This is a genomic window from Amphiplicatus metriothermophilus (genome assembly GCF_900199215.1).
Lineage (GTDB): Bacteria > Pseudomonadota > Alphaproteobacteria > Caulobacterales > Parvularculaceae > Amphiplicatus > Amphiplicatus metriothermophilus.
On record NZ_FZQA01000003.1, the window covers coordinates 14,938 to 41,114 of the forward strand.

General features: G+C 68.8%; 28 protein-coding genes and 1 tRNA gene. 11 read left to right on the forward strand and 18 right to left on the reverse strand.

The window, feature by feature from the left end; translation table 11 throughout:
* The first annotated feature begins 18 nt into the window (after window positions 1-18).
* The 3 genes from CHB64_RS07745 to CHB64_RS07755 all read left to right on the forward strand — a co-directional run bounded on the left by CHB64_RS07745 (window position 19) and on the right by CHB64_RS07755 (window position 1,246).
* Window positions 19-213, forward strand: coding sequence for a (2Fe-2S)-binding protein (locus CHB64_RS07745; protein ID WP_089412057.1), 195 nt, complete (start codon window positions 19-21; stop codon window positions 211-213).
* Between the two features lie 197 nt (window positions 214-410).
* Entirely contained in the window at window positions 411-887 is a 477-nt protein-coding gene (gene bfr / locus CHB64_RS07750; protein ID WP_089412058.1) for a bacterioferritin, read from the forward strand.
* 14 nt (window positions 888-901) lie between these two features.
* Window positions 902-1,246 (forward strand): Kazal-type serine protease inhibitor family protein, encoded by a 345-nt coding sequence (locus CHB64_RS07755; RefSeq protein ID WP_089412059.1) that lies wholly within the window; start codon window positions 902-904, stop codon window positions 1,244-1,246.
* A 13-nt stretch (window positions 1,247-1,259) separates the two neighbouring features.
* Here the strand turns inward: CHB64_RS07755 and CHB64_RS07760 are convergent, their stop codons facing one another.
* The 4 genes from CHB64_RS07760 to CHB64_RS07775 are packed head-to-tail and all read right to left on the reverse strand — an operon-like array spanning window position 1,260 to window position 5,284.
* Window positions 1,260-2,219, reverse strand: coding sequence for a lysophospholipid acyltransferase family protein (locus CHB64_RS07760; RefSeq protein WP_089412060.1), 960 nt, complete (start codon window positions 2,217-2,219; stop codon window positions 1,260-1,262).
* Entirely contained in the window at window positions 2,216-3,226 is a 1,011-nt protein-coding gene (gene lpxK / locus CHB64_RS07765; RefSeq protein WP_200815285.1) for a tetraacyldisaccharide 4'-kinase, read from the reverse strand. The genes CHB64_RS07760 and lpxK overlap by 4 nt, the downstream gene beginning before the upstream one ends.
* Window positions 3,223-4,539 (reverse strand): 3-deoxy-D-manno-octulosonic acid transferase, encoded by a 1,317-nt coding sequence (locus CHB64_RS07770; RefSeq protein WP_089412407.1) that lies wholly within the window; start codon window positions 4,537-4,539, stop codon window positions 3,223-3,225. The genes lpxK and CHB64_RS07770 overlap by 4 nt, the downstream gene beginning before the upstream one ends.
* Window positions 4,540-4,549: 10 nt before the next feature.
* Complete coding sequence (locus tag CHB64_RS07775) at window positions 4,550-5,284, reverse strand: lysophospholipid acyltransferase family protein (protein ID WP_143265968.1); 735 nt, start codon at window positions 5,282-5,284, stop codon at window positions 4,550-4,552.
* Between the two features lie 141 nt (window positions 5,285-5,425).
* On the opposite strand from CHB64_RS07775, the gene CHB64_RS07780 reads away from it, so the two are divergent.
* Window positions 5,426-7,216, forward strand: coding sequence for an ABC transporter ATP-binding protein (locus tag CHB64_RS07780; protein ID WP_200815286.1), 1,791 nt, complete (start codon window positions 5,426-5,428; stop codon window positions 7,214-7,216).
* Between the two features lie 3 nt (window positions 7,217-7,219).
* On the opposite strand, the gene CHB64_RS07785 is transcribed toward CHB64_RS07780, so the two are convergent.
* The 6 genes from CHB64_RS07785 to CHB64_RS07810 form a co-directional block, all read right to left on the reverse strand.
* A complete protein-coding gene (locus CHB64_RS07785) occupies window positions 7,220-7,915 on the reverse strand; it encodes a fused DSP-PTPase phosphatase/NAD kinase-like protein (RefSeq protein ID WP_089412062.1) in 696 nt (231 codons plus the stop codon).
* Window positions 7,916-7,924: 9 nt separating this feature from the next.
* Window positions 7,925-8,155 (reverse strand): DUF4170 domain-containing protein, encoded by a 231-nt coding sequence (locus CHB64_RS07790; RefSeq protein ID WP_089412063.1) that lies wholly within the window; start codon window positions 8,153-8,155, stop codon window positions 7,925-7,927.
* Between the two features lie 26 nt (window positions 8,156-8,181).
* On the reverse strand, window positions 8,182-9,525 hold the full coding sequence (locus CHB64_RS07795; RefSeq protein WP_089412064.1) for a TldD/PmbA family protein: 1,344 nt from the start codon (window positions 9,523-9,525) through the stop codon (window positions 8,182-8,184).
* Between the two features lie 49 nt (window positions 9,526-9,574).
* Window positions 9,575-10,219, reverse strand: a complete 645-nt coding sequence (locus CHB64_RS07800) for a glutathione S-transferase family protein (RefSeq protein ID WP_089412065.1) — start codon at window positions 10,217-10,219, stop codon at window positions 9,575-9,577.
* A 13-nt stretch (window positions 10,220-10,232) separates the two neighbouring features.
* Window positions 10,233-10,940: a type 1 glutamine amidotransferase gene (locus CHB64_RS07805; RefSeq protein WP_089412409.1), complete on the reverse strand. Its 708-nt coding sequence runs from the start codon at window positions 10,938-10,940 to the stop codon at window positions 10,233-10,235.
* A 105-nt stretch (window positions 10,941-11,045) separates the two neighbouring features.
* On the reverse strand, window positions 11,046-11,318 hold the full coding sequence (locus tag CHB64_RS07810) for a PGPGW domain-containing protein (RefSeq protein ID WP_159462445.1): 273 nt from the start codon (window positions 11,316-11,318) through the stop codon (window positions 11,046-11,048).
* A 228-nt stretch (window positions 11,319-11,546) separates the two neighbouring features.
* Here CHB64_RS07810 and CHB64_RS07815 point away from each other — a divergent pair, with 228 nt between their 5' ends.
* Window positions 11,547-13,076: a UbiD family decarboxylase gene (locus CHB64_RS07815; protein WP_089412410.1), complete on the forward strand. Its 1,530-nt coding sequence runs from the start codon at window positions 11,547-11,549 to the stop codon at window positions 13,074-13,076.
* A 9-nt stretch (window positions 13,077-13,085) separates the two neighbouring features.
* Here the strand turns inward: CHB64_RS07815 and CHB64_RS07820 are convergent, their stop codons facing one another.
* The 4 genes from CHB64_RS07820 to CHB64_RS07835 form a co-directional block, all read right to left on the reverse strand.
* Window positions 13,086-13,664, reverse strand: a complete 579-nt coding sequence (locus CHB64_RS07820; protein WP_089412067.1) for a PilZ domain-containing protein — start codon at window positions 13,662-13,664, stop codon at window positions 13,086-13,088.
* A 55-nt stretch (window positions 13,665-13,719) separates the two neighbouring features.
* Complete coding sequence (locus CHB64_RS07825) at window positions 13,720-14,667, reverse strand: helix-turn-helix transcriptional regulator (RefSeq protein ID WP_089412068.1); 948 nt, start codon at window positions 14,665-14,667, stop codon at window positions 13,720-13,722.
* A gap of 156 nt (window positions 14,668-14,823) precedes the next feature.
* Window positions 14,824-14,898, reverse strand: a tRNA-Val gene (locus CHB64_RS07830).
* A 74-nt stretch (window positions 14,899-14,972) separates the two neighbouring features.
* The gene (locus CHB64_RS07835; RefSeq protein ID WP_089412069.1) at window positions 14,973-16,175 is read right to left on the reverse strand and encodes a hybrid sensor histidine kinase/response regulator; all 1,203 of its coding nucleotides are present in this window, start codon (window positions 16,173-16,175) and stop codon (window positions 14,973-14,975) included.
* Between the two features lie 139 nt (window positions 16,176-16,314).
* Here CHB64_RS07835 and CHB64_RS07840 point away from each other — a divergent pair, with 139 nt between their 5' ends.
* Window positions 16,315-19,080, forward strand: a complete 2,766-nt coding sequence (locus CHB64_RS07840; protein WP_089412070.1) for a hybrid sensor histidine kinase/response regulator — start codon at window positions 16,315-16,317, stop codon at window positions 19,078-19,080.
* Between the two features lie 31 nt (window positions 19,081-19,111).
* On the opposite strand, the gene CHB64_RS07845 is transcribed toward CHB64_RS07840, so the two are convergent.
* Window positions 19,112-19,771: a helix-turn-helix domain-containing protein gene (locus tag CHB64_RS07845; protein WP_089412071.1), complete on the reverse strand. Its 660-nt coding sequence runs from the start codon at window positions 19,769-19,771 to the stop codon at window positions 19,112-19,114.
* A 201-nt stretch (window positions 19,772-19,972) separates the two neighbouring features.
* Here CHB64_RS07845 and CHB64_RS07850 point away from each other — a divergent pair, with 201 nt between their 5' ends.
* On the forward strand, window positions 19,973-20,170 hold the full coding sequence (locus CHB64_RS07850; protein WP_089412072.1) for a phosphoglycolate phosphatase: 198 nt from the start codon (window positions 19,973-19,975) through the stop codon (window positions 20,168-20,170).
* 5 nt (window positions 20,171-20,175) lie between these two features.
* Here CHB64_RS07850 and CHB64_RS07855 read toward each other — a convergent pair whose 3' ends face one another.
* Window positions 20,176-20,850: an HAD-IA family hydrolase gene (locus tag CHB64_RS07855; protein ID WP_089412073.1), complete on the reverse strand. Its 675-nt coding sequence runs from the start codon at window positions 20,848-20,850 to the stop codon at window positions 20,176-20,178.
* Between the two features lie 152 nt (window positions 20,851-21,002).
* Here CHB64_RS07855 and glmU point away from each other — a divergent pair, with 152 nt between their 5' ends.
* Genes glmU through CHB64_RS07870 form a run of 3 tightly spaced genes read left to right on the forward strand, consistent with a single transcriptional unit; the run spans window position 21,003 to window position 23,644 of the window.
* Window positions 21,003-22,352 carry a bifunctional UDP-N-acetylglucosamine diphosphorylase/glucosamine-1-phosphate N-acetyltransferase GlmU gene (glmU, locus tag CHB64_RS07860; protein WP_089412074.1) on the forward strand — a complete coding sequence of 450 codons (1,350 nt, stop codon included), beginning with the start codon at window positions 21,003-21,005 and terminating at the stop codon, window positions 22,350-22,352.
* A 34-nt stretch (window positions 22,353-22,386) separates the two neighbouring features.
* Window positions 22,387-23,091 carry a ribose-5-phosphate isomerase RpiA gene (gene rpiA / locus CHB64_RS07865; RefSeq protein ID WP_089412075.1) on the forward strand — a complete coding sequence of 235 codons (705 nt, stop codon included), beginning with the start codon at window positions 22,387-22,389 and terminating at the stop codon, window positions 23,089-23,091.
* A gap of 40 nt (window positions 23,092-23,131) precedes the next feature.
* On the forward strand, window positions 23,132-23,644 hold the full coding sequence (locus tag CHB64_RS07870) for a hypothetical protein (RefSeq protein WP_089412076.1): 513 nt from the start codon (window positions 23,132-23,134) through the stop codon (window positions 23,642-23,644).
* A 6-nt stretch (window positions 23,645-23,650) separates the two neighbouring features.
* Here CHB64_RS07870 and CHB64_RS07875 read toward each other — a convergent pair whose 3' ends face one another.
* Entirely contained in the window at window positions 23,651-24,160 is a 510-nt protein-coding gene (locus CHB64_RS07875; protein WP_089412077.1) for a GNAT family N-acetyltransferase, read from the reverse strand.
* Entirely contained in the window at window positions 24,153-24,728 is a 576-nt protein-coding gene (locus CHB64_RS07880; RefSeq protein ID WP_089412078.1) for a hypothetical protein, read from the reverse strand. The genes CHB64_RS07875 and CHB64_RS07880 overlap by 8 nt, the downstream gene beginning before the upstream one ends.
* 63 nt (window positions 24,729-24,791) lie before the next feature.
* On the opposite strand from CHB64_RS07880, the gene gor reads away from it, so the two are divergent.
* Entirely contained in the window at window positions 24,792-26,177 is a 1,386-nt protein-coding gene (gene gor, locus CHB64_RS07885) for a glutathione-disulfide reductase (RefSeq protein WP_089412079.1), read from the forward strand.

The following is a 26,177-nucleotide window of genomic DNA, read 5'->3' on the forward strand; positions in this document are numbered from 1 at the left end:
CCCGACGGGACCGCCTGCATGTATGTGTGCATCTGCAACGCGCTGAACGACAGGGAGCTCGCCGACGCCGCCCGCGCCGAGGCGCGCTCCGTCGCCGACGTCTTCCGGCGCTGCGGCCGGCGTCCCCAATGCGGCAAGTGCCTGCCCGACATCGCCGAGATGATCGAAGAAGCGCGCCGGCTCGAATCCGGTTCCGTCATCGCCGCCGAATAGACGCGCCGGCCGCGGGCATCGCTTTCCGTCCCGATGCGCATCCGAGCGCGATTGCCAGCGACGTTCGAGCCGCGCGGTTCATGCTTCGCATTCGCTTCGAAAAAGCGCGCAAGTGATTTTCGCTCGCAAAGATAAGGCTTTAGGCCGCGCGCGGATGATGTAGTCTTGCGTCGAGCGACAGCAATGCGGAGCAAGACGTGAAAGGCGACCCGAAGGTCATTGAATATCTCAACAAAGCGCTGAAGCTGGAGCTGACGACTGTCAACCAGTACTTCCTGCATGCGCGGATGTTTCGGAACTGGGGCTTCAAGCGTCTCGCCAAGAAAGAGTACGACGAATCGATCGACGAAATGAAGCATGCGGACGAGCTGATCGAACGCATCCTCTTTCTCGAAGGTCTTCCCAATGTCCAGGATCTCGACAAGGTCTATATCGGCGAGTCGGTGAAGGAGTGTCTCGAATGCGACTTGCGCGCCGAGCAGCGCGCGCATCCGCTCTATGTGGAGGCGATCGCCTATTTCGAGAAGATCCAGGACTATGTCAGCCGGGAGCTCATGGCGCGCATTCTGGAGTCGGAGGAAGAACACATCGACTTCCTGGAGACGCAGCTAGAGCTGATCGGCAAGCTGGGCGAGCAGCTCTACATGCAGGCGCAGATGTCGGACGACGATTGAGCCGGGAGGCGAGCATGGCGCGGGCGGCGGGGATGTTCGCCGCGGCGATGCTGGCCGCGGCCTGCGCGAGCGAAGGCGCGAAGGGCGGGGGCGACGCCGGCCCCGCGCCGGGCGAAAGCGGGGGCCTTTGCGGCGGAGTCGCGGGCCTCGCCTGCGTCGATCCGGCCGATTACTGCGCGACGCCGGCCGGCGAATGCGTCGATGTCGCGGACGCCGCCGGAATCTGCCGGAAGCGTCCTCAAATCTGCACGATGGAATATCGGCCGGTCTGCGGCTGCGACGGGCGGACCTATCCGAGCGCCTGCTCGGCGGCGTCGAAAGGCGTCAGCGTCGCGCATGAAGGCGAATGCGCCGGATAAATCGCTCGGCGCCTTAAGCGGGCGCGCCGTCATCTTTCGGCCAGCGCCGGTGCAGCCACAGCCATTGCTCGGGCCGGGCGCGGATGCGCGCCTCCAGCGCCTCGTTGATAAGGATGGTCAGCGAACGGACGTCTTCGGCGAGATCGCCGGTCGGCGCATGGGCGATCGGGTCGTAAACCGTCAGCCTGAAACGCGCCCCGGCGAGCCGTTCGATGCCCATGGGAATGACGGGCGCGCCGAATTTCAGCGCCAGCCGCGCCGGCGCGGGCGTCGTCATCGCCGGCCGGCCCATGAAGGGAACGGCGATTCCGTCGTTGAGCTTCTGATCGACCAGCATCGCCAATGATCGTCCCGCGCGCAGCGCTTCGACCAGGGCGCGCGCGCCGCGCTTGCCTTTCGGAATCTGATGGCGCGACATGACGCGCGCGCGGGTCTCGATGATGAGCGCGTCGACCAGCGGATTGTTGGCGGCGCGATAGACGACCGCGTAATCGACGCCGGCCGCTTTCAGCGCCACTGACATGACCTCCCAGTTGGCGAAATGTCCCGAGACGAAAATCGCGGGGCCGGCCCCCGCGGCGACTGCGCGCAGCCGCTCCGCGCCGACGATCTCCACCCGGCTGTCGGGCGCGAAGGGATCGAACCTGTCGAGATGGGCGAACTCCGCCGCGGTGCGGCCGAGATTCTCCCACACGCCCGCGACGGCGCGGCGCACGGCGTTCTCGCTCCAGTCGGGAAACGCCCGGCGCAGGTTCTCTTCGCCGCGCGCCGAGATGCGGCGCAGCTTCGGCCCGACGAAGCGCGTGAAGCCGCCGGCGAGGGCGGAGGCGCGATCGACCCCGATCAGCCCGAACAGGAAGAACAGGAATCGGGTCGCGGCGTATTCGATGCGATGGCCGATCGTCGCCGGCCGGTTCGACCGCGGCGCCGGCAGGGGCGTTTCTTCGGCGACATCGAGCGAAGACCGGGTCATGCTTTCTCCGTATCCGGCGCATGAAAGGCCGCAAGAGCTTTTTTCGCCAGGCGCTCAAGGCCCGCCGGATCGTCGATCCGCATCGCGACCGGCAGGACGGCGACGTCCTCCCGCCAGGCCGGGGGCAGACGGACGAAATCCTTTTCCGTCGTGACGAGCGCGGCGCCGAGCCGCTTCGCTTCGCGCCGCAGCGCGCCGATCTCGGCTTCGGTGAAAGGATGATGGTCCGGAAACGGCCGGCGCGCGGCGAGCTCGAAGCCCTGCGTTTCGAGGAGGGCGAAGAACCGCTCCGGCCGGCCGACGCCGCAGAACGCCAGCGCGCGTCGCGGCGCGGGGCGCTCGCGCGGCTCCAGCCGGACGCGGAAGCGCGGCTTGCCTTCGCCGTCCGAAATCGACGGGCCGGCCCCGTCCGGCTCGACGCCGGCGATGACGATCGCGTCGGCGCGCGCCGCCGCCCGGGCGAGCGGCTCGCGCAAGGGACCGGCCGGGAAAATCCGGCCGTTTCCCGCGGGGTCGGCCGCATCGACGATAAGGAAGGAGAGCGTCTTTTCGAGGGACGGATTTTGAAAGCCGTCGTCCATGACGAGCGCGCTCGCGCCGGCGAGGAACGCTGCGGCGGCTCCCCTGGGGCGCGCGCGAGCGATCCAGACAGGCGCGGCGCGCGCCAGCAGCAGCGCCTCGTCGCCGACGGCGCGCGCATCGTGTACGGAGGGATCCACCTGCAGCGGCCCGGCCCGCCCGCCGCCATAGCCGCGCGTCAGGAAATGCGGCCGCTCGCCGAGCCGCTTCAGGGTTTCCGCAAGCAGCAGCGCGAAAGGCGTCTTGCCGACGCCGCCGAGGGTCGCCGCGCCGACGCAGAAGACGGGAAGCGGAGGCTTTGCGGGCCGCGCGCGCGCCGCGCGCAGACGCTGGCCGGCGTCGTACAGCGCGGCCGCTGGCGCAAGAAGGCCGGCCGCAGCGCGCGCCGCGAGGGTGCGCTCGCGCCAGAACCACGGCTCCCGCATCATGCCGCGAGCTTCGCCGCGCGCTCGAACCGGTCGAGGATGAGGCCGCTGATTTCGGCCAGAATCCTCTCCGCGCTCGCTTCGGACGCGCGCCGCGCGGCGTCGGCCATCGCATGGCGCGTTTTCTCGTCGCAGAGCAGACGGCGCACCGCCGTCGCCAGCTCCCGGTCGTTGCGCACGAGCGCGGCCGCGCCCGCCGCGCGCATGTCGCCATAGGTCTCGACGAAGTTGAAAATGTGCGGCCCGTGCAGGACGGCGCCGCCGAGCCGCGCCGGTTCGAGCGGGTTGTGCCCGCCTTTCGGGGTCAGGCTGCCGCCGACGAAGGCGATCTCGCTGAGCCGGTAGAACAGGCCGAGCTCGCCGAGCGTGTCGGCGACGTAAACGTCCGTATCCCGCTCGATGGGCTGGTTTTTCGACCGCCGGCTCGCCCGCAGGCCGTTTTCGGCGCCCAGCGCGGCGATTTCCGCGCCGCGCTCGGGATGGCGCGGCGCGAGCAGGGTCAACAGGTCAGGGAAGGACTCCCTCAACAATCCGTGCGCGTTGTAAATCGCCGATTCCTCGCCCGGATGGGTGCTGGCGGCGAGCCAGACCGCGCGCGCGCCGATCATGGCGCGCAGCGCCGCGAGATCCGCCTCCGCGCCCGGCAAGGGAGGCGCGGCGTGCTTGAGATTGCCGAGCGTCGGCGTATCGCGGCCCGACAGCAGGCTGAGCCGCTCCGCGTTCTGACGATCCTGCGCGATCATCAGGTCGAAGGCGGCGAGCAGGTATCGGATGGTCTGCGGCTTGCGTCGCCACTGCTCGAAAGACTTCGGCGACACCCGCCCGTTGACGAGCGCCATGAAGCCGACCCGCTCGCGCGCGGCGAGGATGAGGTTCGGCCAGAACTCGGATTCGACGAAGAGCGCGGCCTGCGGCCGCCAGTGGTCGAGAAACGCCTCGACATAGCGCGGATGGTCGAGCGGGGCGTACTGATGAAAGGCGCCCGGCGGCAGCCGCTCGGCCATCAGCCGCGCCGAGGTCACGGTGCCCGTCGTGACCAGAAAGCCGAGGTCCGGGCGAAGCGATTGAAGACGGCTCACGAGAGGAAGCACGGAAAGCGATTCGCCGACGCTCGCGCCGTGAATCCAGACGAGCGCGCCGTCCGGCCGAGGGCGTCCGGCAAGGCCGCGCCGCTCGCTCAGGCGCGCGGCGTCCTCCTTGCCGGCCGCGAGGCGCCGGCTGAGCGCGAAGGCGGCGAGCGGGCCGGCGAGCCGGCTCGCCGCCTGATAGAGGCGGAGGCCGAAGGGCTTGGGCGGGGCGTCTTGCATCAGGGCCATGCCTGCCATCCTAACCGATCCGATCCGCGCCGCGAGCCCGGCCCGCCGCGGCGTCGGCGAGCCGCGTCGCCTCCTTGAGCGCCTCCTCCAGCGCGCGCCGGCGCGTCTCGATCGCCTCGGGCGAGCCGTCCGTCGGCGGGTCGATCGGCGCGCCGGCGACGAAATAGCCGCGCGAGAACGGCGCGGGCAGGAAAAAACGGTCCCACGTATTGAGAAACCGCCCGCGGCTCGTCGACCATGCGCCCGGCAGGATCGGCGCGCCGGCGTAATGGGCGAGGCGAATGACGCCGGCCTGGACCTGTTCGGCCGGCCCGCGCGGCCCGTCCGGCGTGACCCCGACGACGGCGCCGTCCTTCAGCGCGGCGATCATCTGCGCGAGGGCGGCTGCGCCGCCCTTGTTCTTGTCGGGCTTTTTGGGGTTGGCGGTCGAGCCGCAGATGAACTCGACCCCGAAGGGCCGCGCCGCCTCGGCCATGATCTGCGCGTCGCGGTGGCGGGAGATCAGCATGAACACCCGCTTGGGCGTCTGGCGCCGGACGACGGGCGTCATCAGCAGCCGGTTGTGCCAGAAGGCCAGGATGAAGCCCTCGCGGCGGGCGTTGAGCGCCTCGACATGCTCGCGGCCCAGGAACTCCCAACGCGACGCGCGATGAACGAGCCGGATATAGCCGGCCGCGAGCGCCGCGCCGAGGCGCGCCGCGAAGCGCGAGCGGAGAATCGCCCTGGACAGTCGGCGCAGCGGCATCGGGCTTTCAATCGGCGGTTCTTCGGGCGAAATCAGGCGGTTGCAGCAATCCGTAACGTTTGGCGTCAACGGCGGCCAATGATAGATCGGCGGGACCAAGGGCGTCGCCCGCGCGCCCCAGCGTGAGAGGGTTTTTCAAACTTGCCGCGCCCGCATCCCCTAGCCGAACCGGTTCCGACCGTAAAGCTCGCCGCCCGCCTGTGGCGCGATTATCTCGGCCGGTACTGGCCGATGCTGGCGTTCTCGCTTCTCGCGATGGCGGTCTACGCCGCTTCGGCGAGCGTCATTCCGCTGGGCGTGGAATGGATCAATTCCGCCTTCATGGGCGGCTCCGGGCGGTTCTCGGCGCGCGCCGAGGACGTCATCCTGCTCGGGCCGATGCTCATTCTGGCGCTCGGGGCGATCAACGCCGGCGCGCAATATCTGCAGGCGCGGTTCAGCCTGTCGGCGGCGCTGTCGGCGCTGCGCGATCTGCAGCGCGCCATGTTCGCCCGCTTCGTCGGGCTCGACTTCGCGCAGATGCGCGCCGAAGCCTCGGGCCAGATCATTTCGCGCTTCTCCAACGACGCCCTCGTCCTGCGCGAGACCTTGACGCGCGCCGCGACGGCCGTGCGCGACGCGCTCACCTTGGTCGGCCTGTGCGCGATGATGATCTATTACGACTGGCTGCTTTTTCTGATCGTGGCCGTCGCCTATCCCGCGCTCGGCTGGCCGGTGGCGCGCATCGGGAAATATCTTCGCCGTCAGTCGGGCGAAGCCCAGACCCAGGCCGGCGAGATCGCCGCGCTCGTCGGCGAGGCGGTTGCCGGCGCGCGCACGGTGAAGACCTATCAGCTCGAAGACTATGAGCGCGCGCGCGCCGATGCGGCGTTCGAAACGAGGCTGCGTCTGCTCAAGGGGCTCGCCTTCGCGCGCGCCGCCAACGAGCCGTTCATCTTTCTCGTGGGCTCCGTCGCGCTGGCGGTCGTCGTCGCCGCCGTCGCCTGGCGGATTTCCGAGGGCGCGCTCGACGGGCCGCAATTCGTCTCCTTCATCATCGCGCTGCTGCTTGTGTCCCAGCCGGCGCGCGGGCTCGGCACGCTCAGCGCGGTCGTGCAGGAAGGCGTCGCCGCTTTCGAGCGGATGCTCCATCTGATCGACGCCGAACCGTCCGTGGTCGATCGTCCCGGCGCGCGCCCGCTCGCCGTCGCCGCGGGCGCGATCTCCTTCCGCGACGTGCGCTTTTCTTACCGGGCCGGGGCGCCGGCGCTCGACGGCTTTTCGCTGGAGGTTCCGCCCGGCGCGACCGTGGCGCTCGTCGGCGAGTCGGGCGCGGGCAAGTCGACGGTCTTCAATCTGCTGCCGCGGCTTTACGACGTCGAGGCCGGCGAGATCCTGATCGACGGACAGAACATCGCTGAAACGACGCTCGCCTCGCTGCGCGCGGCGATCGCCGTCGTCAGCCAGGACGCGCATCTGTTCGACGACACGATCCGCGCCAATATCGCGATCGGCCGGCCCGGCGCGCGCGAGGAGGAGATCGTCGCCGCCGCGCAGGCCGCCGCGGCCGACGAATTCATCCGCGCCCTGCCGGACGGTTACGACGCGCGCGTCGGCGAGCACGGCGCGAAGCTTTCCGGCGGCCAGCGCCAGCGCGTCGCGCTCGCCCGGGCGTTTCTCAAGAACGCGCCGATCCTTCTGCTCGACGAGCCGACATCGGCGCTCGACGCCGAATCCGAGGCGAAGATTCAGGCCGCGCTCGCCCGCCTGACGAAGGGACGTACGACATTGGTCATCGCGCACCGGCTCGCGACCATCCGCGCGGCGGACCTGATCGCGGTGATGGAGAAGGGCAGGGTCGTCGAGCGCGGGACCCACGACGCGCTGATGGCCCGCGGCGGCGTCTATGCGCGGCTGGCGGCGCTGCAGCTCGCCGCGCCGGCGGAGGCGTAAGGCCTATTCCCGCCGCAGCACGCGCTCGGTGAGCAGGTTCCCCCACCAGGAGCCCATGAAGGCCGCCTTGACCCGCGCGGGGTCGTAGACGCCGTCCACCCATTCGAAAAAATCGTCTACGGACGAAAGGCTTTTGCCCGCGCGCCGGGCGTAGTCGATATAGTCCTCGAAGGCGCGGTCGATGACGCCGGTCTTGCCGTGGCGGATATGGCCGTAACGCCAGGAAAGCTGCCTCATGGCGGCGTCGAGCGGGACGCCTTCATGCAGGAACAGGAAAAGCGTCGCCATCAGCCCGACCCTGTCCGCGCCCGATTTGCAGTGCATGAGGGCGGGGTACTCGATCTCGTCGAACAGGCGGCGCGCGCCGTGAAGAATTTCCCTCGACGGCGCTTCGCGGGAAAACACGCGAAAGGTGACGAGCCTGAGACCGAGCCGCCGGCAGGCGTCTTCTTCGAGAAAATAAAACCCGCTCGGCTTGTCGCCGCGCAGATTGACGACGGTCTTCACGCCCCGCTCGCGCCAGCGGCGAAGCTGCCCCGGCGAAGGCTGATAGCTGCGCCACATTCGGCCCGGCGCGATCTCGTGGACGTTGCGGTAGAACAGCCGAAGCGCGCCGTGATCGGCGAACATCAGCTCGCGCCACGCCCGCCGGCGGCCGGCGGGCGTGGCGAACTCTTCGCGGGTGACGGGATCGGCCATCCGCGCGGATCAGAACCTGCCGTCCCCGTCGGGATCGAGCAGGCGGTGCAGATGCACGATAAAATAGCGCATATGCGCGTTGTCGACGGTGGCCTGCGCCTTGGCGCGCCAGGCTTTCTCCGCCTCCGCATAGTTCGGGAAAATGCCGACGATGTCGAGCGTGTCGAGGTCGCGGAAACGGACCTCTTCGAGATTTTCAAGCTCGCCGCCGAAGACGAGATGCAACAGCTGCTTTTCCATCGGAACGCTCCGCTAGAGATGACTCGCTAGTTTCCGGCGATGGTCATTTCGCCGACGAGGACGCTCGGGGCGTTGATCGCGCCGATGAACTCCAGATCGTCGGCGGCGACGATCGCGGCGAACATGGACGGAAGATCGCCTGCGATGGTTATCTCGCTCGCCGGATAGGCGATCTCGCCGTTTTCGAACCAGAAGCCTGAGCAGCCGACGGAATAGTCGCCGGTATTGGCGTTGATCTGCGGACTGAACTTGTCCGTGACGATGAAGCCCGCGCCGGCGTCCGTCATCAGATCGCGCAGGCTGCGCGCGCCGGGCTCGAGATAGAGATTGGTCGCGCCCGCGCCCGGCGGGCCGTTGGGTCCGCGAACGGCGCGCCCGTTGGTCTCAAGGCCAAGCTGGCGCGCCTGCGCGCTGTTCATCAGCCAGTCGGTCAGCACGCCGTCGTCGATGATCTTGAGCCGCTCGCCGGCGACGCCTTCCCCGTCGAAGGGGCGCGAGGCGTGGCCGCGCCGGATGAGCGGGTCGTCGATCACGTTGACGCCGGCGGGAAAGATGCGCGCGCCCTTCTTGTCCTTGAGGAAGCTGACCCCCCGCGCGATCGCGCCGCCGTTGATCGCGCCGGCGAGGTGCGCCAGCAGCGAGCCCGACAGGCGCTTGTCGAAGATCACCGGCGCCGTCCGGCTTTTCAGCTTGCGCGGGGACAGGCGCGCGACGGCGCGCTCGCCGGCCCGACGGCCGACGTCTTCCGGCGCGCGCATGTCGATCAGATGCGTTTTCGAATCGTAGTCGTAATCGCGCTCCATGCCGGCGGCGTCCTGGGCGATGACGCTGACCGACACGGAATGATGCGCCCCGCCCGAGGCGCCGAAGAAGCCCTCGCTGGTGGCGAACCATTTGCGCCCTTCGCCATAGCCGGCGCCGGCGCCGCTGGAATTGACGACGCCTTTCACCGCCAGCGCGGCTTCCTCGCAGGCCGCGGCGCGCGCCTTGAGGGTTTCCGTATCGGGCTCGGCGAAGTCGCCGAGATCGAGGTCGGGAAAGGGGGGCCGGGCGAGCCGCTCCTTCGGCGCGAGTCCGCAATACGGGTCTTCCGGCGCCGCCTTCGCCATCGCCGCGCAGCGCGCGACGAGCTCTTTAAGGCCGGCGCGGGAGAAGTCCGTCGTCGAAACGCTCGCCTGGCGCCGGCCGATGAGGATGCGCAGGCCGAGATCGCGTCCTTCCGAGCGCTCGACGTCCTCCAGCTTGCCGAGCCGCCAGGAAACGCCCGAAGAGACGACGGAATGGATGAGCGCGTCGGCCGCGTCGGCGCCCGCGCGCCGCGCGTCGTCGATGAGGCTTTCGAGGATGGCTTGCGCTTCTGCGTCGTTCATGGGCGCGGGAATAGAGGCTCCCCGCCCGGGGCGCAACCGGCGGGACGGTTCATGGCGAGCCGGCGACTTCCGCCTTCGCCGCCTCGCCCCATTCGCGCATGGCCGGCAGGTCGAAGATCGCGCGGGCGTAATCGGCCGCAAGCGGCGGCAGCTCGACGGGTCCGTAAGTCATGAAGCGCGAGACCACCGGCGCGTACATGGCGTCGGCGATGGAGAAGGCCCCGAACAGGAACGGCCCGGCGTCTGCGTGCTTTTCGCGGCATTCGGTCCAGATCGCGGCGATGCGGTCGATGTCCCGGCGAACCGGCGGCGGGCAGAGATGGCGCATGTCGCGGCGGGCGAAGTTCATCGGCCAGAACCGCCTGAGCTCGGCGAAGCCCGAATGCATCTCCGCCGAAACCGCGCGGGCCAGCGCCCGCGCGGCGCGGTCCGCCGGCCAAAGCGCCTTTTCCGGAAACAGCTCGTTCGCGTATTCCGCGATGGCGAGGGAGTCCCAGATGCGAACGTCGCCGTGCGCGAGACAGGGCGCGAGCCCCGACGGGGAGACCCGGCGCAGGGCGTCGCGCGTGTCCGGCCGGTCGAGGCGCATCACCTGTTCGCGGAACGCCGCGCCGGCCTGTTTCAGCACGAGCCAGGCCCGCAGCGACCAGGACGACAGGTTCCTGTCGCCGATATAGAGCGTCATCTCCGTCATGGCCGTCTTCTCCTCAGGCCGATTGAAAGAAAGCGGCGATCCACTGGGCGATCCGCATGCGGTCGGTCTCGCGCTGAAGGCTCGCCAGCGCCTCGTCGGCGAGGGCGGCGGGAATCCGCTCGCGCCGGGCGCGGATGAGATCCGCGGCGAACGCGTGGTCGAACTCCGGATGCATCTGGAACGAAACGGCCGGCGCGCCCGGATATTCCAGCGCGCCGTTGGGGCAGAAGTCCGAGCCCGCCAGGCGAACCGCGCCCGGCGGGAGCTGCGTCACCTGGTCCTGATGGGAGACGGCGCAGGCGATGCGCCGCGCGAAAGGCCGCATCCAGTCCCGCGGCGCGAAGACGTCGTAGCTATGCGCGCCGACGCCCCAGCCCTTGTCGGACTTCTCAACGCGTCCGCCGAACGCCTGCGCCATCAGCTGATGACCGAAGCAGACGCCGACCTGCGGCTTGCCCGCGCGCGCCGCGTCGCGGACGAGCGCTTCGAGCGGCGCGATCCAGGCGTGTGGTTCATAGACGCCGGCGGGCGAGCCGGTGAGAAGAAGGCCGTCGAAGGCGGCGAGGGGCGGCGGCGGCGCGCCCTCGAATACGGAAAAAACCGGAAACGAAGCGCCGGGCAGGAACGGCGCGAGAAGCCGCTCCAGCATTTGCGGATAGCCGCCGTGGCGGCGTTTGAGCGCGGGCGGCGGCGCGCCGGTCTCGACGATGGCGATGCGCATGACGGCGGCTTTCGGGCGAGCGCGGACGAAGGCGGGCGTTTTGCCGCAGCCGCGCGACATGCGTCAAGGCGAGGCCAGGCCAGGCGCGACGCCTGGCGGGCTCTCCTATTCGGCGGGGGGCGTTTGCGGGCAGGTCTTGTCGATGGTGGCGCGGATGACCGGCGGAAACCGGTCGCGGTTGCGGCGCAGGGAGCGGTCGATATTCGGCCATCTGCGCCGAATGGCGCGCACCAGCCGTTGCACCGGCGGCATGTAGGGCGCGAGCAGCGCCAGACCGATAGTGAGAAGGATGAGGCCGATGGGAACGGGCGTGGGCGTCAGAATGGCGCCGGTGACTACGAAGACGCTTCCAACCAACTGATGCACTATCGGCAGCATGCCGAACGCCGCTCCCAAGAACATGCGCGCTTTAAGGCGCTAAACGCAATCCGCGCAGCCAAGCCCCCGATCGCGTCAGAAATAGGGCTTGCATGCGCCATCGTAAAGGCGGAGTCGGTAATCCGCGCTTAAAATTCCCTTCACAAATGATTAAGCCGCATGGCGGCGGGACGCAAGCGAACGCGGGGGGATAATCTCGCGCCGCGCCGCCCGATGAGGGAAAATTCCATGGCTTACAAATCCTTGCGCGAGTTTCTGGAGAAGCTGGAGGCCGCCGGCGAGCTTGCGCGCGTGACCGAGCCGGTCTCGACCGTCCTTGAGATGACCGAAATTCAGACCCGGCTTCTGGCCGAGGGCGGCCCGGCCGTGCTGTTCGAGAAGCCGGTGAAGGCCGACGGTTCGATCTCGTCGATCCCGGTGCTGGTCAATCTCTTCGGAACGGTCCGGCGCGTCGCCATGGGCGTGACCCTGGGCGGGGAGGATCGCGCCGACGCGGCTGCGCTGCGGGCGGCGGGCGAGACGCTCGCCTTTCTGCGCCAGCCCGAGCCGCCGGGCGGGCTGAAGGAGGCGATGGGGCTTTTGCCCCTCGCCAAGACGGTGCTCGCCATGAAGCCGTCGGCGCGGGACTGGGGCGCGCCCTGTCAGGAGGTCGTGCTCGAAGGCGCCGCGGTCGATCTCGATCTGCTGCCGATCCAGACCTGTTGGCCGGGCGAGCCGGCGCCGCTCATCACCTGGCCGCTCGTGGTCACGAAGGGGCCGGGCGCGGGGCGCGAAGACGACTTCAATCTCGGCATCTACCGTATGCAGAAGATCGGCCGAAACCGGACGATCATGCGCTGGCTCGCCCATCGCGGCGGCGCGCAGCAGCACGCCCGATGGAAGCAGGAAAGACGCGAGCCGCTGCCCGCCGCGGCGGTGATCGGCGCCGATCCCGGGATCATTCTCGCAGCCGTCACGCCCGTGCCGGACACGTTGTCGGAATATCATTTCGCGGGGCTCCTGCGCGGGCGCAAGGCGGAGCTCGTCGATTGCAGAACCGTGCCGCTGAAGGTTCCGGCCGAGGCCGAGATCGTGCTCGAAGGCCATGTTTCGCTCGACGAGTACGCCGACGAAGGTCCCTATGGCGACCATACGGGCTACTACAACGCCGTCGAGAAGTTTCCGGTGTTCACCGTCTCGGCGATCACCATGCGGAAGAATCCGATCTATCTCTCCACCTTCACGGGCCGCCCGCCGGACGAGCCGAGCGTGCTCGGCGAAGCGCTGAACGAGGTGTTCATTCCGCTCCTGCGCCAGCAGTTTCCCGAGATCGTCGATTTCTGGCTGCCGCCCGAGGGGTGCAGCTACCGCATCGCCGTCATCTCGATGAAGAAGGCTTATCCGGGCCACGCAAAGCGGGTGATGATGGGCGCGTGGTCCTATTTGCGCCAGTTCATGTACGCCAAGTGGATCATCGTCGTGGACGACGACATCGACGCGCGCGACTGGAGGGACGTGATGTGGGCGATCGCGACGCGGATGGATCCGGCGCGCGACATCACGGTGATCGAGAACACGCCGATCGACTATCTCGATTTCGCCTCGCCGGAGTCCGGGCTCGGCTCGAAGATCGGCCTCGACGCCACCAACAAATGGCCGCCCGAGACGAAGCGGGAATGGGGCGAGAAAATCCGGATGAGCGAGGAGGTGATCCGCCGCGTCGACGCGCTGTGGCCCGCGCTCGGCCTGCCCGGCTCCGGCCGGTCGATCTGGAAATGACGCCGCGGCTCAGGCCGTCAAACGCTCCGGCGCGTCCTCGCCTTTCGCGAAGCGGATGGCGAAGCCGGCGGCGGTGTGGCGACAGACCCGCCCCTGCAGGGCCCCGATCTTCACCTCTTCGCCGAGCGCGGGGCGGATGTCCGATTTGATCCCCGCGCCCTCCGCCGAAAGGTCGAGGACCTCGCAGGCGAAGGTCTCGCTCGTCGCCGTCAGAAAGGCGGTCGCCGGCAGATTGAGCTTCACCCGGTCGCCGGCGCGCCGCTCGAGCAGGCGCAGATAGGGCGCGCCGGTCTTGGCCGCCAGAATGCGCTTGGCCAGATGGGCGCGCTGGATGTCGCTCAAGGTCAGCGCCATCGCGAAGCCGCCTTCGAAGACCCGCACCACCTTGCCGGCGAGCCGCCCGAGCCCATCGGGATAGGCGAGGGCTTCCTCGCCGACCGCGGCCGTTTTGTCGGTCGCGATCGCAAGGCCGCCCTCGGAAATGTTGACGAGCCGGCCCGTCGCTTCAGGCCCGTCGGCGATCGTGAAGCGCACGGCGCAGTCGATAACCGTCCGTTCGTGCTTGCGCCGTTCCTTTCCGTGTTTCATGTCAGACTCCGCGCTGGCCGGTCCCTTGGACGGCGAAATAATTGCTCCGTATACGTCATGCTCCGGCGAGCAGGGCGAGGCGGACGAGGTCCGCCGGCCGCGCCGCGCCGGTCTTGTCGAAGGCGGTTCTCATATGCGCGCGCGCCGCCGCGACCGACAGGCCCGCCGCGCCGGCGGCCTGGCCGATATCCATGCCGAGCGCGAGGCCATGCACGACGCGCGCTTCCGGCTCGCCGATATTGAGCGCCGCGCCGATGCTCGCCGGCGACGGCCCGCCCTTGCGCTCGGGATCGGCGATCAGGAGCTTCAGTCCCTCGCCGGCGCCCGCCGCGCAAAGCGAAACGGGCGCGCGTCCGGGCCCGCGCGAGAGCCTGAAGGCGCGCGGCGCGCCGCGTCCCCTGCTGACGACGGCCAGGCGCAGAAAGGCGCGAAAGGCCGGCGCCTGGGCCGGGTCGGCCGCGATCAGCGTCTCGTCCGTATCCAGCGCGAAAGTCGCGCCGTCCTGCATGAGATCGGCCGCTTCGTCGTTGGCGTAGATCACGCGCAGGGCCGAATCGAGCAGCATCACCGGCGTGCGGGTGTGTCCGCTCGCAGCAAGATCGCCGCCCGCCGCGCGCTGCAGATCGCGCAAGGCGAGGGCGGCGAGGGCTTCCGCGAGCGCGCCGCGCAGATCGTCCGCGTCCGCCGGCTGCGGCGTCAGACGGAAGACGGCGCCGCCGACCGCCGCAAGCAAGGCGTCGAGCTCGACCGGACCGGACAAAACAAGACACAGCGTCTGCGGCGAAGCGGCGTGAATCTCGGCGACGAGGGCGAGCGCCTCGGCGGTCTCTCCGCCGAGAATCGCGACGTCCGCCGGCGCGGTCCGCTGCGCGGCGGCGAGGGCGCCGGGCGCGTCGAAATAGCGGGCGGCGACGGCTTCGTTTTCATCGATGACTCGATGCAGCTTTTCGAGCGTGCACGGATCATCCTCGAAACAATAAACCCGGCGAGGGTTTCCAGACATCGACCGCTCCGCTTCCGCGATTGCGGCGAGCCTAGGGGCGGGCCGTTTAATTAAGCGCTAATTTGAATGAACCAATCTTAAAGCCGGCGCCCGGCGCGCGCATCAAAGCGTCTCGCCAAGGAGGCCGCGCGCCATTATGCGCCATTAGGCGAAAAATGGTGGGCGCGGCTGGGTTCGAACCAGCGACCCCTACGGTGTGAACGTAGTGCTCTCCCGCTGAGCTACGCGCCCTTGATCGTTCAAGGTCTCCGGCGGGCGCGGCGCCGCGCCGGAAGCAGGCAGTCATAAAGGCGCGGCGGCCGGCGTCAAGCCGGGCCGCCGGACAAACGCGCTTTCGCCAATCGAGCCTGGCCGGCGCCGCCGGCGCGGCGCACGCGCGCGGCCGGCAGCGCGATGAGCGCGGTCGTCCCGCCCTTCGGCGGGGACTCGATGCGCAAGCGTCCGCCATGGGCGGCGGCGACCGCCCGGGCGAGCGGCAGGCCGAGGCCGAGTCCTTCCTCGGCGCGGCGCGGGCTGAGGTCGGCCGGCGCGAGCGGCTTGGCGAGCGCGGCGAGCCGCTCGGGCGCGACGCCGGGCCCTTCGTCCTTCACCACGAAGACGAGGCCGCCCTGGCGGGGCGAAGCGGCGCCGACCACCACGCGCGCGCCGCGGGGGGAGAACTTGATCGCATTGTCGACAAGCTTGGCGAGGGCCCGCGCCAGCAGCGCGCGATCGGCGAAGAGCGTCAGGTCCGGCGCTTCGAGCGCGACCGACAGGCGCGCCTGGGCGAGCGAGGCCTGGCCGGCGACTTCGGCGCAGGCCGTCTCGACGATCTCGCGCGCCGTGCAGTCCGCTTCCGCGATCGCGATCGGGCCCGAGCGCGCGTCCGAAACCAGAAGAATGTCGGACACGGCGTCGAGCAGGCGCTTGCCGCTGTCGATGATGTACTCCGCATATTCACGATGCAGATGATCGCGCTCGGCGTCGAACTGCTCGCGCAGGATCTGGCCGAAGCCGATGATGGCGTTGAGCGGCGTTCTGAGCTCGTGGCTCATCACCGAGAGCAGGCTGTCCTTGAAGCGCGCGCCGGCCTCGGCCTGATCGCGCGCCTCGCGCAGCGCGCGCTGGTCGCGGCTCGCCTTCAGCACGAACATGACCGACTGGTTGAACAGCGTCCAGTTGATGGGCTTGGCGAGAAAGGAGGTGGCTCCCGCCGCGAAGGCCGCCTCGACGGCGCTCGCATGGTCGCTGCCGGTGACCACGATGACCGGGATCTCGGCCAGATGCGGCGCGGCCCGGATGCGGCGGGTAAGCTCGAACCCGTCCATCGCCGGCATGTCGAGATCGGAGATGACGAGCTCCGCGCCGTTCCCTTCAACAAGCGCGAGCGCGGTCTCGCCGTCCTCGGCCGTCATGACGTCGTGGCCGGCCTCGACGAGCCGCGCCGCAGCGAGCTCCAGCATGATCGGATCGTCGTCGGCGAACAGGATGCGCGCCGGCGCGATAGCGGTCTGACTGCTCCCGGTCACGGCGGCCAGAGTCTCCCAAGGGCCTGCGCCGACCGTTTCAAAATATTCTTAAGGACTGCTTTCCATGCGGCCGAGGCAAGCAATTCGCAATTAATTAACGGCATGGTCGAAAGGAATTTTTACAAGGGGCGCCATCGGTTTGCGCGTAAAACGGCACAATCCGACCCTGCGCGGCCGGCTGGCGACGCTTGTCGTCGCCGCCGTCTTCGGCGCCGTCGCCATATTCACGGCGTTCACGGTATGGCGCGAAATCGCGCGCTACGGCGCGGACAGGACGGCGGAGCTGGCGACGACGGCGAGCATGCTGGCCGCGCTCGCGGCCGAGCCGCTCGCGGCCGGCGACCGACAGACGGCGAGCGCCGCGATAAAGGGCGCGCTGGACAATCCGACGATCGATTTCGTCCGCGTGGAGACGGCGCAAGGCGAGGTCTTCGCCGAATTCGGCCTCGCGCCGCCGGACGGCGCGCTCGTTCGCGGGCCCGATCTGCGGCCGGCTTTCGCCAGGGCGCTGGCGATGCTGCGCGAAGGGTCGACCGTGGTCGCCGCGCCGGTGCGCCGCGACGGCGAGACGATCGGGCGGGTGTGGGTTTACGCCGATGCGTCGGCGCTCGCCCGGCGCATCGGCGCGCTGCTGTGGGACGCCCTCGCGGCCGCCGTCTATGCGGCGAGCATCGGCCTGCTGATCGCGTTGCGCCTGCAACGGGCGGCGATGCGTCCGATCGTGTCGCTCGCGCGCGTCATGGGCGCGATCCGCGAGACCGGCGATTTCAGCCGGCGCGCGGTCCGGCGGACCGATGACGAAATCGGGGCGCTCGTCGATTCCTTCAACGCCATGCTGGACGAGATCGAGGCCCGCGACGCGCAGCTCCTCGCCCATCAGCGCAATCTGAAGAAGATGGTGCGAAGACGCACCCGCCAGCTCGAACGCGCGAAGGAGGCGGCCGAAGCGGCCAATATGGCGAAGTCGGAGTTCCTGGCCGCCATGAGCCATGAAATCCGCACCCCGATGAACGGCATGCTGGTCATGGCGGAGCTGTTGAGCCGGGCGGATCTCGCGCCGCGCCAGAAGCGCTACGCCGACGTGATCGTCAAGTCCGGCCGCAGCCTGCTTGCGATCATCAACGACATTCTCGACCTGTCGAAGATCGAAGCCGGCCGGCTCGAGCTCGAACGCATTTCGGTCAGGCCGGTCGACGTCATCAACGACGTGGTCGGCCTGTTCTGGGAGCGCGCCTCGGCCAAGGGCGTCGATCTGGCCGCCTATGTCGGCCCCGACGTGCCGGAAACCGTGCGCGGCGATCCGGTGCGCCTCAACCAGATCCTGTCGAATCTCATCAACAACGCGCTGAAGTTCACCGAAAAGGGCGCCGTCGTCGTCTCGGCCAGGCGCGTGCCCGCGCCGGACGGCGCATGCCGGATCGAATTCTCCGTATCCGACACCGGCGTCGGCATCTCGAATGATAAGCTCGCCGATATTTTCGAGGCGTTCTCGCAGGCCGACCAGACGACGACGCGCAAGTTCGGCGGCACGGGTCTGGGGCTCGCCATCTGCCGCCGGCTCGTCGAGGCGATGGACGGAGAGATCGGCGTGTCCAGCGTGGAAGGCAAAGGCTCGCGTTTTCATTTCGTCATCCCGACCGAAGCGGTCGACGCGCCGCGACCGATGCGCGAAGCGCCGCGCGACATGCGCGCCGTGATCGCCGTTTCGGGGCCGGCGACTGCGCGCACCCTCGCGCGCTATCTCGAGGAAGCGGGAATCGCCGCGCAGATCCTCGACGAAGAGACGTCCATCGCCGCGCATATGGCGTATGCGGATGTCATCTTCGCCTCGCCCCGTTTTCTCGACGCTCTTCATGAGAGCGCGCCAGGCGGCCCGGAGCAGTGGGTGCCCGCGCGGGTATGCGTCAGCGAGCTGGGCGAAGCGGACGCCGACAGGCTGCTCGAGTCGGGGGTGGCGGAGGATCTGCTCATCAAGCCGCTGTCGCGCCATGAGGTGACGGATCAGATCGAGCGCGTCCTCGACGGTCGTCTGCGCGGACGCGAGGCCGCGCGCCGCGCCGCGCCGGCGCGGGTCGATCTGCCCTCTTTCGACGGCGCGCAGGTTCTCGTGGCCGACGACAGCGCGGTCAACCGCGAAGTGGTGCGCGAGGCGCTGGCGCGGCTCGGCGTCGAGGCGACGCTCGTCGAAGACGGCCGCGCGGCGGTCGAGGCCGCGGCGGCGGCGGATTTCGACCTTATCCTGATGGACTGCTCGATGCCCGGCATGGACGGCTTCGAGGCGACCCGCGCCATCCGCCGGCGCGAAGCCGAAGCGGGCGCCGCGCCGGTCCCGATCATCGCGCTCACCGCGCATGTGGCCGGCGCGGAGCGCGAATGGCGGCCGGCCGGCATGAACGACTATATCGCCAAACCGTTCAACATCGAGCGGCTGGCCGCCGCGCTGGGCGCCTTTTTGCGGCCGGCCGACACGGACGGCGTCGTTCTGCAAACGGATGAAGAGCTCGAAGGCGCGCCGCCGGCGGGCGGCGCGGACGAGGCCGAGGCGTTCGACCCCGTCGCGCTCGAAGAGCTCGCGCGGATGCAGGCCGCCTCCGGCGATCTCGTCGCGCGCGCCGTCGCCTTGTTCGAAACCCACGCGCCGCCGGCCTTCGCGCGGCTCGCCCGCGCAGTCAGGAGTGCCGACCGCGCGGAGATCAAGAAGGCCGCGCATGCGCTCAAGTCCATGTGTCTCAATGTCGGCGCGCAGAAGCTCGCGACGCTCTGCCGCGAGATCGAGGCCGCCGCTCATGAGGGCGGCGACGGGGAGACTTTCGCCGCCCTTCTCGCCGCGGCGCGCAAGGCTTTCTCGGAGGCGCGCCGCGCCGCGCCGCGGGTCAAGGCGCGCTATTCGAAACACGCGGCGTGATCAGGAAAACGATCTTTATCAGGATTATCGCCTAATGGATGCGGATGGAAACCCGCGCGCAGCCGATGATCTTTGGATCATGGTCGAGCATGATGGTTTTGTGCGCGGGGTCGCTCGATTGCGGCTCCAGGCGCGGCGGGCTCTCCCGCCAGCGGCGCAGGATCGGAAAATTGAACGGCGCGGCCAGGCAAAAAGCGCCGTCCGTAGGCCGACGATCCATGTAGTCGATGACGACGAGCGTGTCCTTGGGGAAGGCGAGATCGACCGCCTCGTCGGAGATGAACAGCGCGAAAGCCTTGTGAATGGCGGTGGTGACGGGGATGTAGTCTTCGGCCATCGAATGCGGGTCGGGGCTCGTGTCGTCGATGAAGCGCGCTGCGTCGCGGAAGCTGATGACCGGCGTGTGATGGATCGGCCGGCGCAAATAGGCCGCAGCCGGGTGCGTGTCGCGTTCATGGGTTGAGCGCGCGCCGCCGGCGAGCCAGTCGAGCGGCACGGCGAGCGCTTCGGCCAGGCGCGCCAGCATCAGCCGCCGCGGGTCGTGCACGCCGCTCTCCCAGTTGGCGACCGCCGGCTGCGTCACGCCGATGCGCTCGGCGAGGGCGGCCTGGTTGAGGCCCGAGGCCTTGCGCGCGAGCCGGATGCGCTCGCCGATGGTGGCGGGGGAGTCGAACGTCAGGAAATCACGCATGGCGCAGCTCCACTCTCATAAGTAAAACTTATATTACTGGAGACGATTCTGTCAAATTTTTTGCGATGCAGCATAGAAGCTATTGATATGCCAACGTTTGGAGTAAACTAGCCGGTGCATTTCTCGCTGATACCCTCTTGATAAAATCAGCATAGCTTATATTCTGCCCGGGTAAACGGCTGTATGCATCAGAGGTAATCGATGTCTGATTACTGCACTCGGGACGGCGCCGCGCGGCTCGCGGCCCAGATCAAGGAGTTCTGGCGCAAGCGCGGGTTCGAGGTGGATATCGAGACGCGCGACGAGGGCTTCGTGGCGGCCATGCGCTCGGCGCGCACGGATGTGCGCAGCGACATGGTCAACGGCATGCCCAGACGGCCGCTTCCGCAAGCGAGCTGAGGGGTTCAGGCGAGAACGGTCCGCACCAGCGCCGGCAGCGCCCGGTAATCGTCGAAGAGCGCCCGGGCCTCGCCGGCGCGCGCGAGCGGGCCGTAGCCGAACGACGCCGCCAGACAGGGCAGGCCGGCGGCGGCCGCCGCGGCGATGTCCGTGTCGCTGTCCCCGACGAAGACGCCCCGGCGCGCGCCCGTCGCTTCAAGGCACAGGCGTACCGGCGCCGCGTCCGGTTTGGGCGCGCCCGCCGTGTCGCCGCCGACGATCGCGTCGAACAGGCCGGTCAGGCCGAGCGCGTCGATCAGCCGGCGGGCCGGCGCCTCGCGCTTGTTGGTGCAGATGGCGGTCTTCGCGCCCGCCGCCCGCAGCGCCTCGACCGTCTCCGCCGCATGAGGGAAGGGGCGCGAGCGGTCGGCGATATGGGCGAGATAGTAGTCGAGAAAGGCGGCGAGATGCGCCTCCATCGCCGCCGGGTCGGGCGCCGGCGCGCCCGCCCGCTCAAAGCCGCCCGCCAGCATGGCCCGCGCCCCATGGCCGACGAGATGGCGCACGTCCCCGGCCGGAACCGGCTTCAGCCCGGCGCGCGCCAGCGCGTGATTCATGGCGGCGGCGAGATCGTCTGCGGTGTCTATGAGCGTGCCGTCGAGGTCGAAAATCGCCGTCACGCCGTCGAGATCGCTGCGCATTTACATCTCCGCCCGGGAAAGCCACAAAAGCCGGCGCGGCCGCCGCGCGCGGCCAGCGAATCGCGCAAAGGCTCCCGATTAAAGGCATCCGTCGATTCTGGCGAGCCGCGCGAAGCAACAAAGAGTCGTCGCAGGGCGACAGGCGAGGAACGATGAGCGAACAGGCGATCGCCGCGGTGATTCTGGCGGCGGGGCGAGGCGAGCGGATGCGCTCGGCCAAACCCAAGGTGCTGCATGAAGTCGCAGGCCGGTCGATGCTCGCCCATGCGATGGCGTCCGCCGGCGCGCTCTGCCCGCAGCGTCTCGTCGTCGTGATCGGAGACCAGGCGCCCGAGGTGGGGGAGGCTGCGCGGGCCTTGCGGCCCGACGCGGCGATCGCGGTCCAGGCGCCGCCGCGCGGCACCGGCGACGCGGTCGCCAGGGCGCTTCCCGCGCTCGAAGGCTTCGACGGCGTCGTGCTCATTCTCTACGCCGACACGCCGCTCGCGCGCCCCGAGACGCTGTCCCGCCTCGTCGCGCGCGCTCAAGGAGAGGCCGGCGCGGTCCTCGGCTTCCGCACGGACAGTCCCGGCGCCTATGGCCGGCTCGTGCGCGACGGCGACGGCGCGCTCGCCGCGATCATCGAAGCGAAGGACGCCTCGGCGGAAGAGCGCGCGATCACCCTGTGCAACGCCGGCCTGATGGCCGTCGACGCGGCGTTTCTGCGCGAAGCGCTGCCGCGGCTCACGAACGACAACGCCAAGGGGGAGTATTATCTCACCGACGTCGTGGCGACGGCGCGCGCTTCGGGGCGGCGCTTCGCCGTCGTCGAGGGCGAGCAGAGCGAAGCGCTCGGCGTCAACGCCCGCGCCGAGCTCGCCGCCGTCGAGGCGATCTTCCAGGCGCGCCTGCGCGAAGCGGCGATGGCGGCGGGCGCGACGCTCATCGATCCGCAGACGGTGTATTTCTCCTGGGACACGAAGGTCGGACGCGACGTCGTGATCGAGCCGGGCGTCTTTTTCGGCCCCGGCGTGGAGATCGCCGACGGCGCGACGGTGCGGGCCTTTTCTCACATCGAGGGCGCGCGCATCGCGCCGGGCGCCGTCGTCGGGCCCTTCGCGCGCCTGCGTCCGGGCGCCGAGATCGGCGCCGGCGCGCGCGTCGGCAATTTCGTCGAGGTCAAGAAGGCGCAGATCGGCGAGGGCGCCAAGGTCAATCATCTGGCCTATGTGGGCGACGCCGAAGTCGGGGCGCGCGCCAATATCGGCGCGGGAGCCATCACCTGCAATTACGACGGGTTCCGCAAGCACCGCACCGAGATCGGCGAGGGCGCCTTCATCGGCTCGAATTCGGCGCTGGTCGCGCCGGTCTCGATCGGGCGCGGCGCCTATGTCGGCTCCGGATCTGTCATTACACGGAACGTCGAGGAGGATGCGCTCGCCGTCGCCCGCGGCCGGCAGGCGGAGATCAAAGGCTGGGCCGCGCGCTTCCGCCGCGCCAACAGCCGGGAGGAGAAGGAGTGAGCGCGCGAACGACCTCAGAAAAGCGGGTCGCCGCATGAGCGCAGACGCCATGAAGCGCCGCGCCGCCGCCGAGGCGATGACGCTCGTCGCGGACGGCATGACCCTCGGTCTCGGCACCGGCTCGACGGCGGCGCATTTCATCGATCTGCTGGGCGAGGCGGTCCGCAACGGACTCTCGGTCAAAGGCGTTCCGACCTCGGAGGATACCAGCCGGCGCGCCGAAGCCGCGGGGGTCGAACTGATCGAACCGGATGAGACGACCGTGATCGACCTTGCGGTGGACGGCGCCGACGAGGTCGACGCGCGCGGCGATCTCATCAAGGGCGGCGGCGGGGCGCTCCTGCGCGAGAAGATCGTCGCCGCGGTCGCGAAGCGATTCGTCGTCATCGCGGACGCTTCGAAAAAGGTCGCGGAGCTCGGCGCCTTTCCCCTGCCGGTGGAGATCGACCGCTTCGCCTACGGGCTCACGGCGCGGCGTATCCGCGAAGCGCTCGTCGCGCAGGGCCTGCCCGGCGATATCGCGCTGCGCCATCGCCCGGACGGCGCGGCCTTCGTCACGGACGGCGGCAATCTCGTCGTCGATTGCCGCGCGCGGCGCATTCACGAACCGGCGCTGCTCGACGGCGCGCTGAAAAGCATTCCGGGCGTGGTCGAGACCGGGCTCTTCCTGCGCATGGCCGAGCGGGTCATTTTCGGAACGGCGGACGGCGTCGAAGTCCTGAGGCCGCCTGCGCGCTGAGTCGTCCGGCGCGGCTTCGCGTCCCTAAATGGAGAGCGCCATGGCTGAGACGAAATATGAGGAGCTCAAGCGCGCCATCAGCGCCTATGGCGAGGCGGCGTTCCAGAACCTTCTGCGCTGCAAGGCGCTGGGCGAGGCGGTGATCGACGGCTTCCACGCCTGGCTCGGCTGCGAGCGGCGCTGCGTGGCGGGCGTGCCGCCCGAAGGCCCTTTCGATCCGCGCCGGGATTACGGCGACGAGGCCTTCAGCTTTTCGAAACGTCCCGTCGTCATTCTCGAGCCCGTGCGTTTCGGCGTGTCGCTGATTGTCGGCAATGCGGAGGATTCGGGCGCTTTGTGGCTGCGCGCGGCCGTCGTCGCCGAGGTCGTCGGCGACAGTTTCGACGTCTTCGTGGCGAGCCAGCCGCGCATCCGGACGCCGCTCGCCTTCGACGGCGCGCTCGATCCGATCTTCGAGGCGATCCACCGCGAGTTTCTCGACACCTTCCGGATCGAGGTGATGGAGTTCAACGACGCGCGGTTCCGCGACGGCATCGGTTTCCTGCCGATGTGAAGGCGATCAGTCGGCGAGCGGCTTGCCGAAGACCTTCGATGCGGGCCGGTAGTCCAGGTTCTCGAAAAACCGATGCGCCGCCGCGTTTCGCAGGCCGCTTTCGAGCCACATCCACCGCGCGCCGCGCCGCCGGGCGCGGGCTTCGGCTTCGGCGACGAGGCTGCGCCCGAGGCCGGAACCGCGCGCCTCGGGCGCGACGGCGATGTCCTCGATCACGCCGAAAGGCCCCGCGCCCTCGTCGCGCAGGGCGAGCAGCGCGAAGCCTGCAAGAGCCCCGTTCGCGTCTCGCGCGAGGAGAACATCCGTGTCAGGATCGTCTATGGCGGCGGCGAACTCGGCGGCGAGCCGCGCTTCGAGATCGTCGGCCCAGCGCGCGCCGTCCGGACTGCGTCCGCCTTGAACCTCGCCGTGGGAAATGTAATCCGGCTGCTTCTTCAAAAGCGCGGCGGCGAAACGCGCCGCCGCCTCGGCTTCGGCGCGCGCGGACAGGACCGTAATGTCGTGGCGGTCAGGCATGGCGGCTCCCGCGCCCCGGACGTTTTTCGTCAAGCCAGTCGCGGATGATTCGACATTTCAGGACTTTCGCCACATGGGCGAAAAATGCGCGCCGTCTGGGCCCGTCATCGGCTTTCTCATCGAAGGTTGCGACCGGGTCGTCGAAAATCGCGCGCAGCTCCGGCGTGTAATGCAGACGCAGATCCGGCCACAACTCCCTGAAATGCCAGCTCGTCAGCACTTCGTAATACCACGCGACCCAGCTTCCGAAGACGGACTTTTCCATGACGCCATTCTTGCGAAAGCGGACGGAGACCTCGAACAGGTTCAGCTGCTGAAGGTAAAAATTCTCTGCTATCAGATCGCATTCCGGCGAGCGGGCGAGGGCGGGGCAGGATGCGGCGTGATAGGGCGCCAGAATCGCCGCCTTGTCGGCTTCGAAACGGAAAATCTCGTTGGAGCTCAGCTCAAGTTTCATATAAGTGTCGCGGACCGCCGCAACGTGCACGGCGTGCTGTCGCACGGTGAACACGATGAGCGTTATGATGAGGCCCGCGATCGCGGCGATCGATTCCACCTGTTGTTCCATCTGTCCCCCCTCAAGCGTCGGGCGGATGCTAGCATGAGGCGGGACGCATCCGAAAGGACGAGCATGAGCGCATACGACTACGACCTCTTCACCATCGGCGCGGGCTCGGGCGGCGTGCGCGCCTCGCGCATGGCGGCGATGGCCGGCGCGCGGGTCGGGATCGCGGAGGAATATCGGGTCGGCGGGACCTGCGTCATTCGCGGCTGCGTGCCCAAGAAGCTCCTCGTCTATGCGGCCGAGTTCGGCCACGCCTTCCACGAGGCGAAGGGCTATGGCTGGACGGCGCAGAACGTGTCCTTCGACTGGACGAAGCTGATCGAGAACAAGGATGAAGAAATCGACCGCCTCAACGGAATTTACATCCGTAACCTGAAAAACGCCGGCGTCGATATTTTCGAGACCCGCGCGGTCGTGAAAGGCCCGCATACGGTTCATCTGGTCAAGGAGGGCCGCGATGTCACGGCGGAGAGAATTCTCATCGCCGCGGGCGGCGCGCCCTGGGTGGACGAGTCCGTCCCCGGCCATGAGCTCGCAATCACCTCCAATGAGGCGTTTCATCTGGAGCGCCTGCCGAAGCATGTGATCATCGCCGGCGGCGGCTATATCGCGGTGGAGTTCGCCTGCATCTTCCGCGGGCTCGGGGCGGAAGTCTGCCTCGTCTATCGCGGCGAGGACATCCTGCGCTATTTCGACCGCGACATCTCCGTCCAGGTCCATGAAGAGCTGAAGCGCCTCGGCGTGCGCGTCGTCACTCAGGCGGTGTTCGAGAAGATCGAGAAGCTCTCAGGCGACGAAAAGCGCGCGTATCTGTCGAACGGCCATCACATCGACGCCGATCTTATTTTCTGGGCGGTGGGCCGCCGGCCGAACACCGCCGGCCTCGGGCTCGAAGAAGCGGGCGTCGCGCTCGGCCGGAACGGCGCGGTGAAGGTCGACGAATGGTCGCGCTCTTCCGTTCCGAGCATCTTCGCCATCGGCGACGTCACCGACCGGGTGAACCTCACTCCCGTCGCGATCCGCGAGGGCGCGGCCTTCGCCGAGACCGAGTTCATGGGCCGCCCGACGAAGATGGATTACGACTTCATTCCGAAGGCGGTGTTCTCGACTCCGCCGGTCGGCTCCGTCGGCTATCCCGAGCATGAAGCGCGCAAGCGTTTCGCTTCCGTCGATATATACAAAACCGATTTCCGGCCGATGAAGAACACGCTGTCGGGCGCCGAGCATCGCACGCTGATGAAGTTGGTCGTCGACGGCGAGAGCGACCGCGTCGTCGGCGTTCACATCGTCGGCGAAGGCGCGCCGGAGATGATCCAGTGCCTGGCGATCGCGGTGAAGGCCGGCGTGACCAAGCGTCAGTTCGACGAGACCTGCGCGCTGCATCCGACCTCAGCAGAGGAGCTGGTCCTGATGCGTGAGAAGTTCGTCCCCGAGATGAAAATAGCGCCGTAG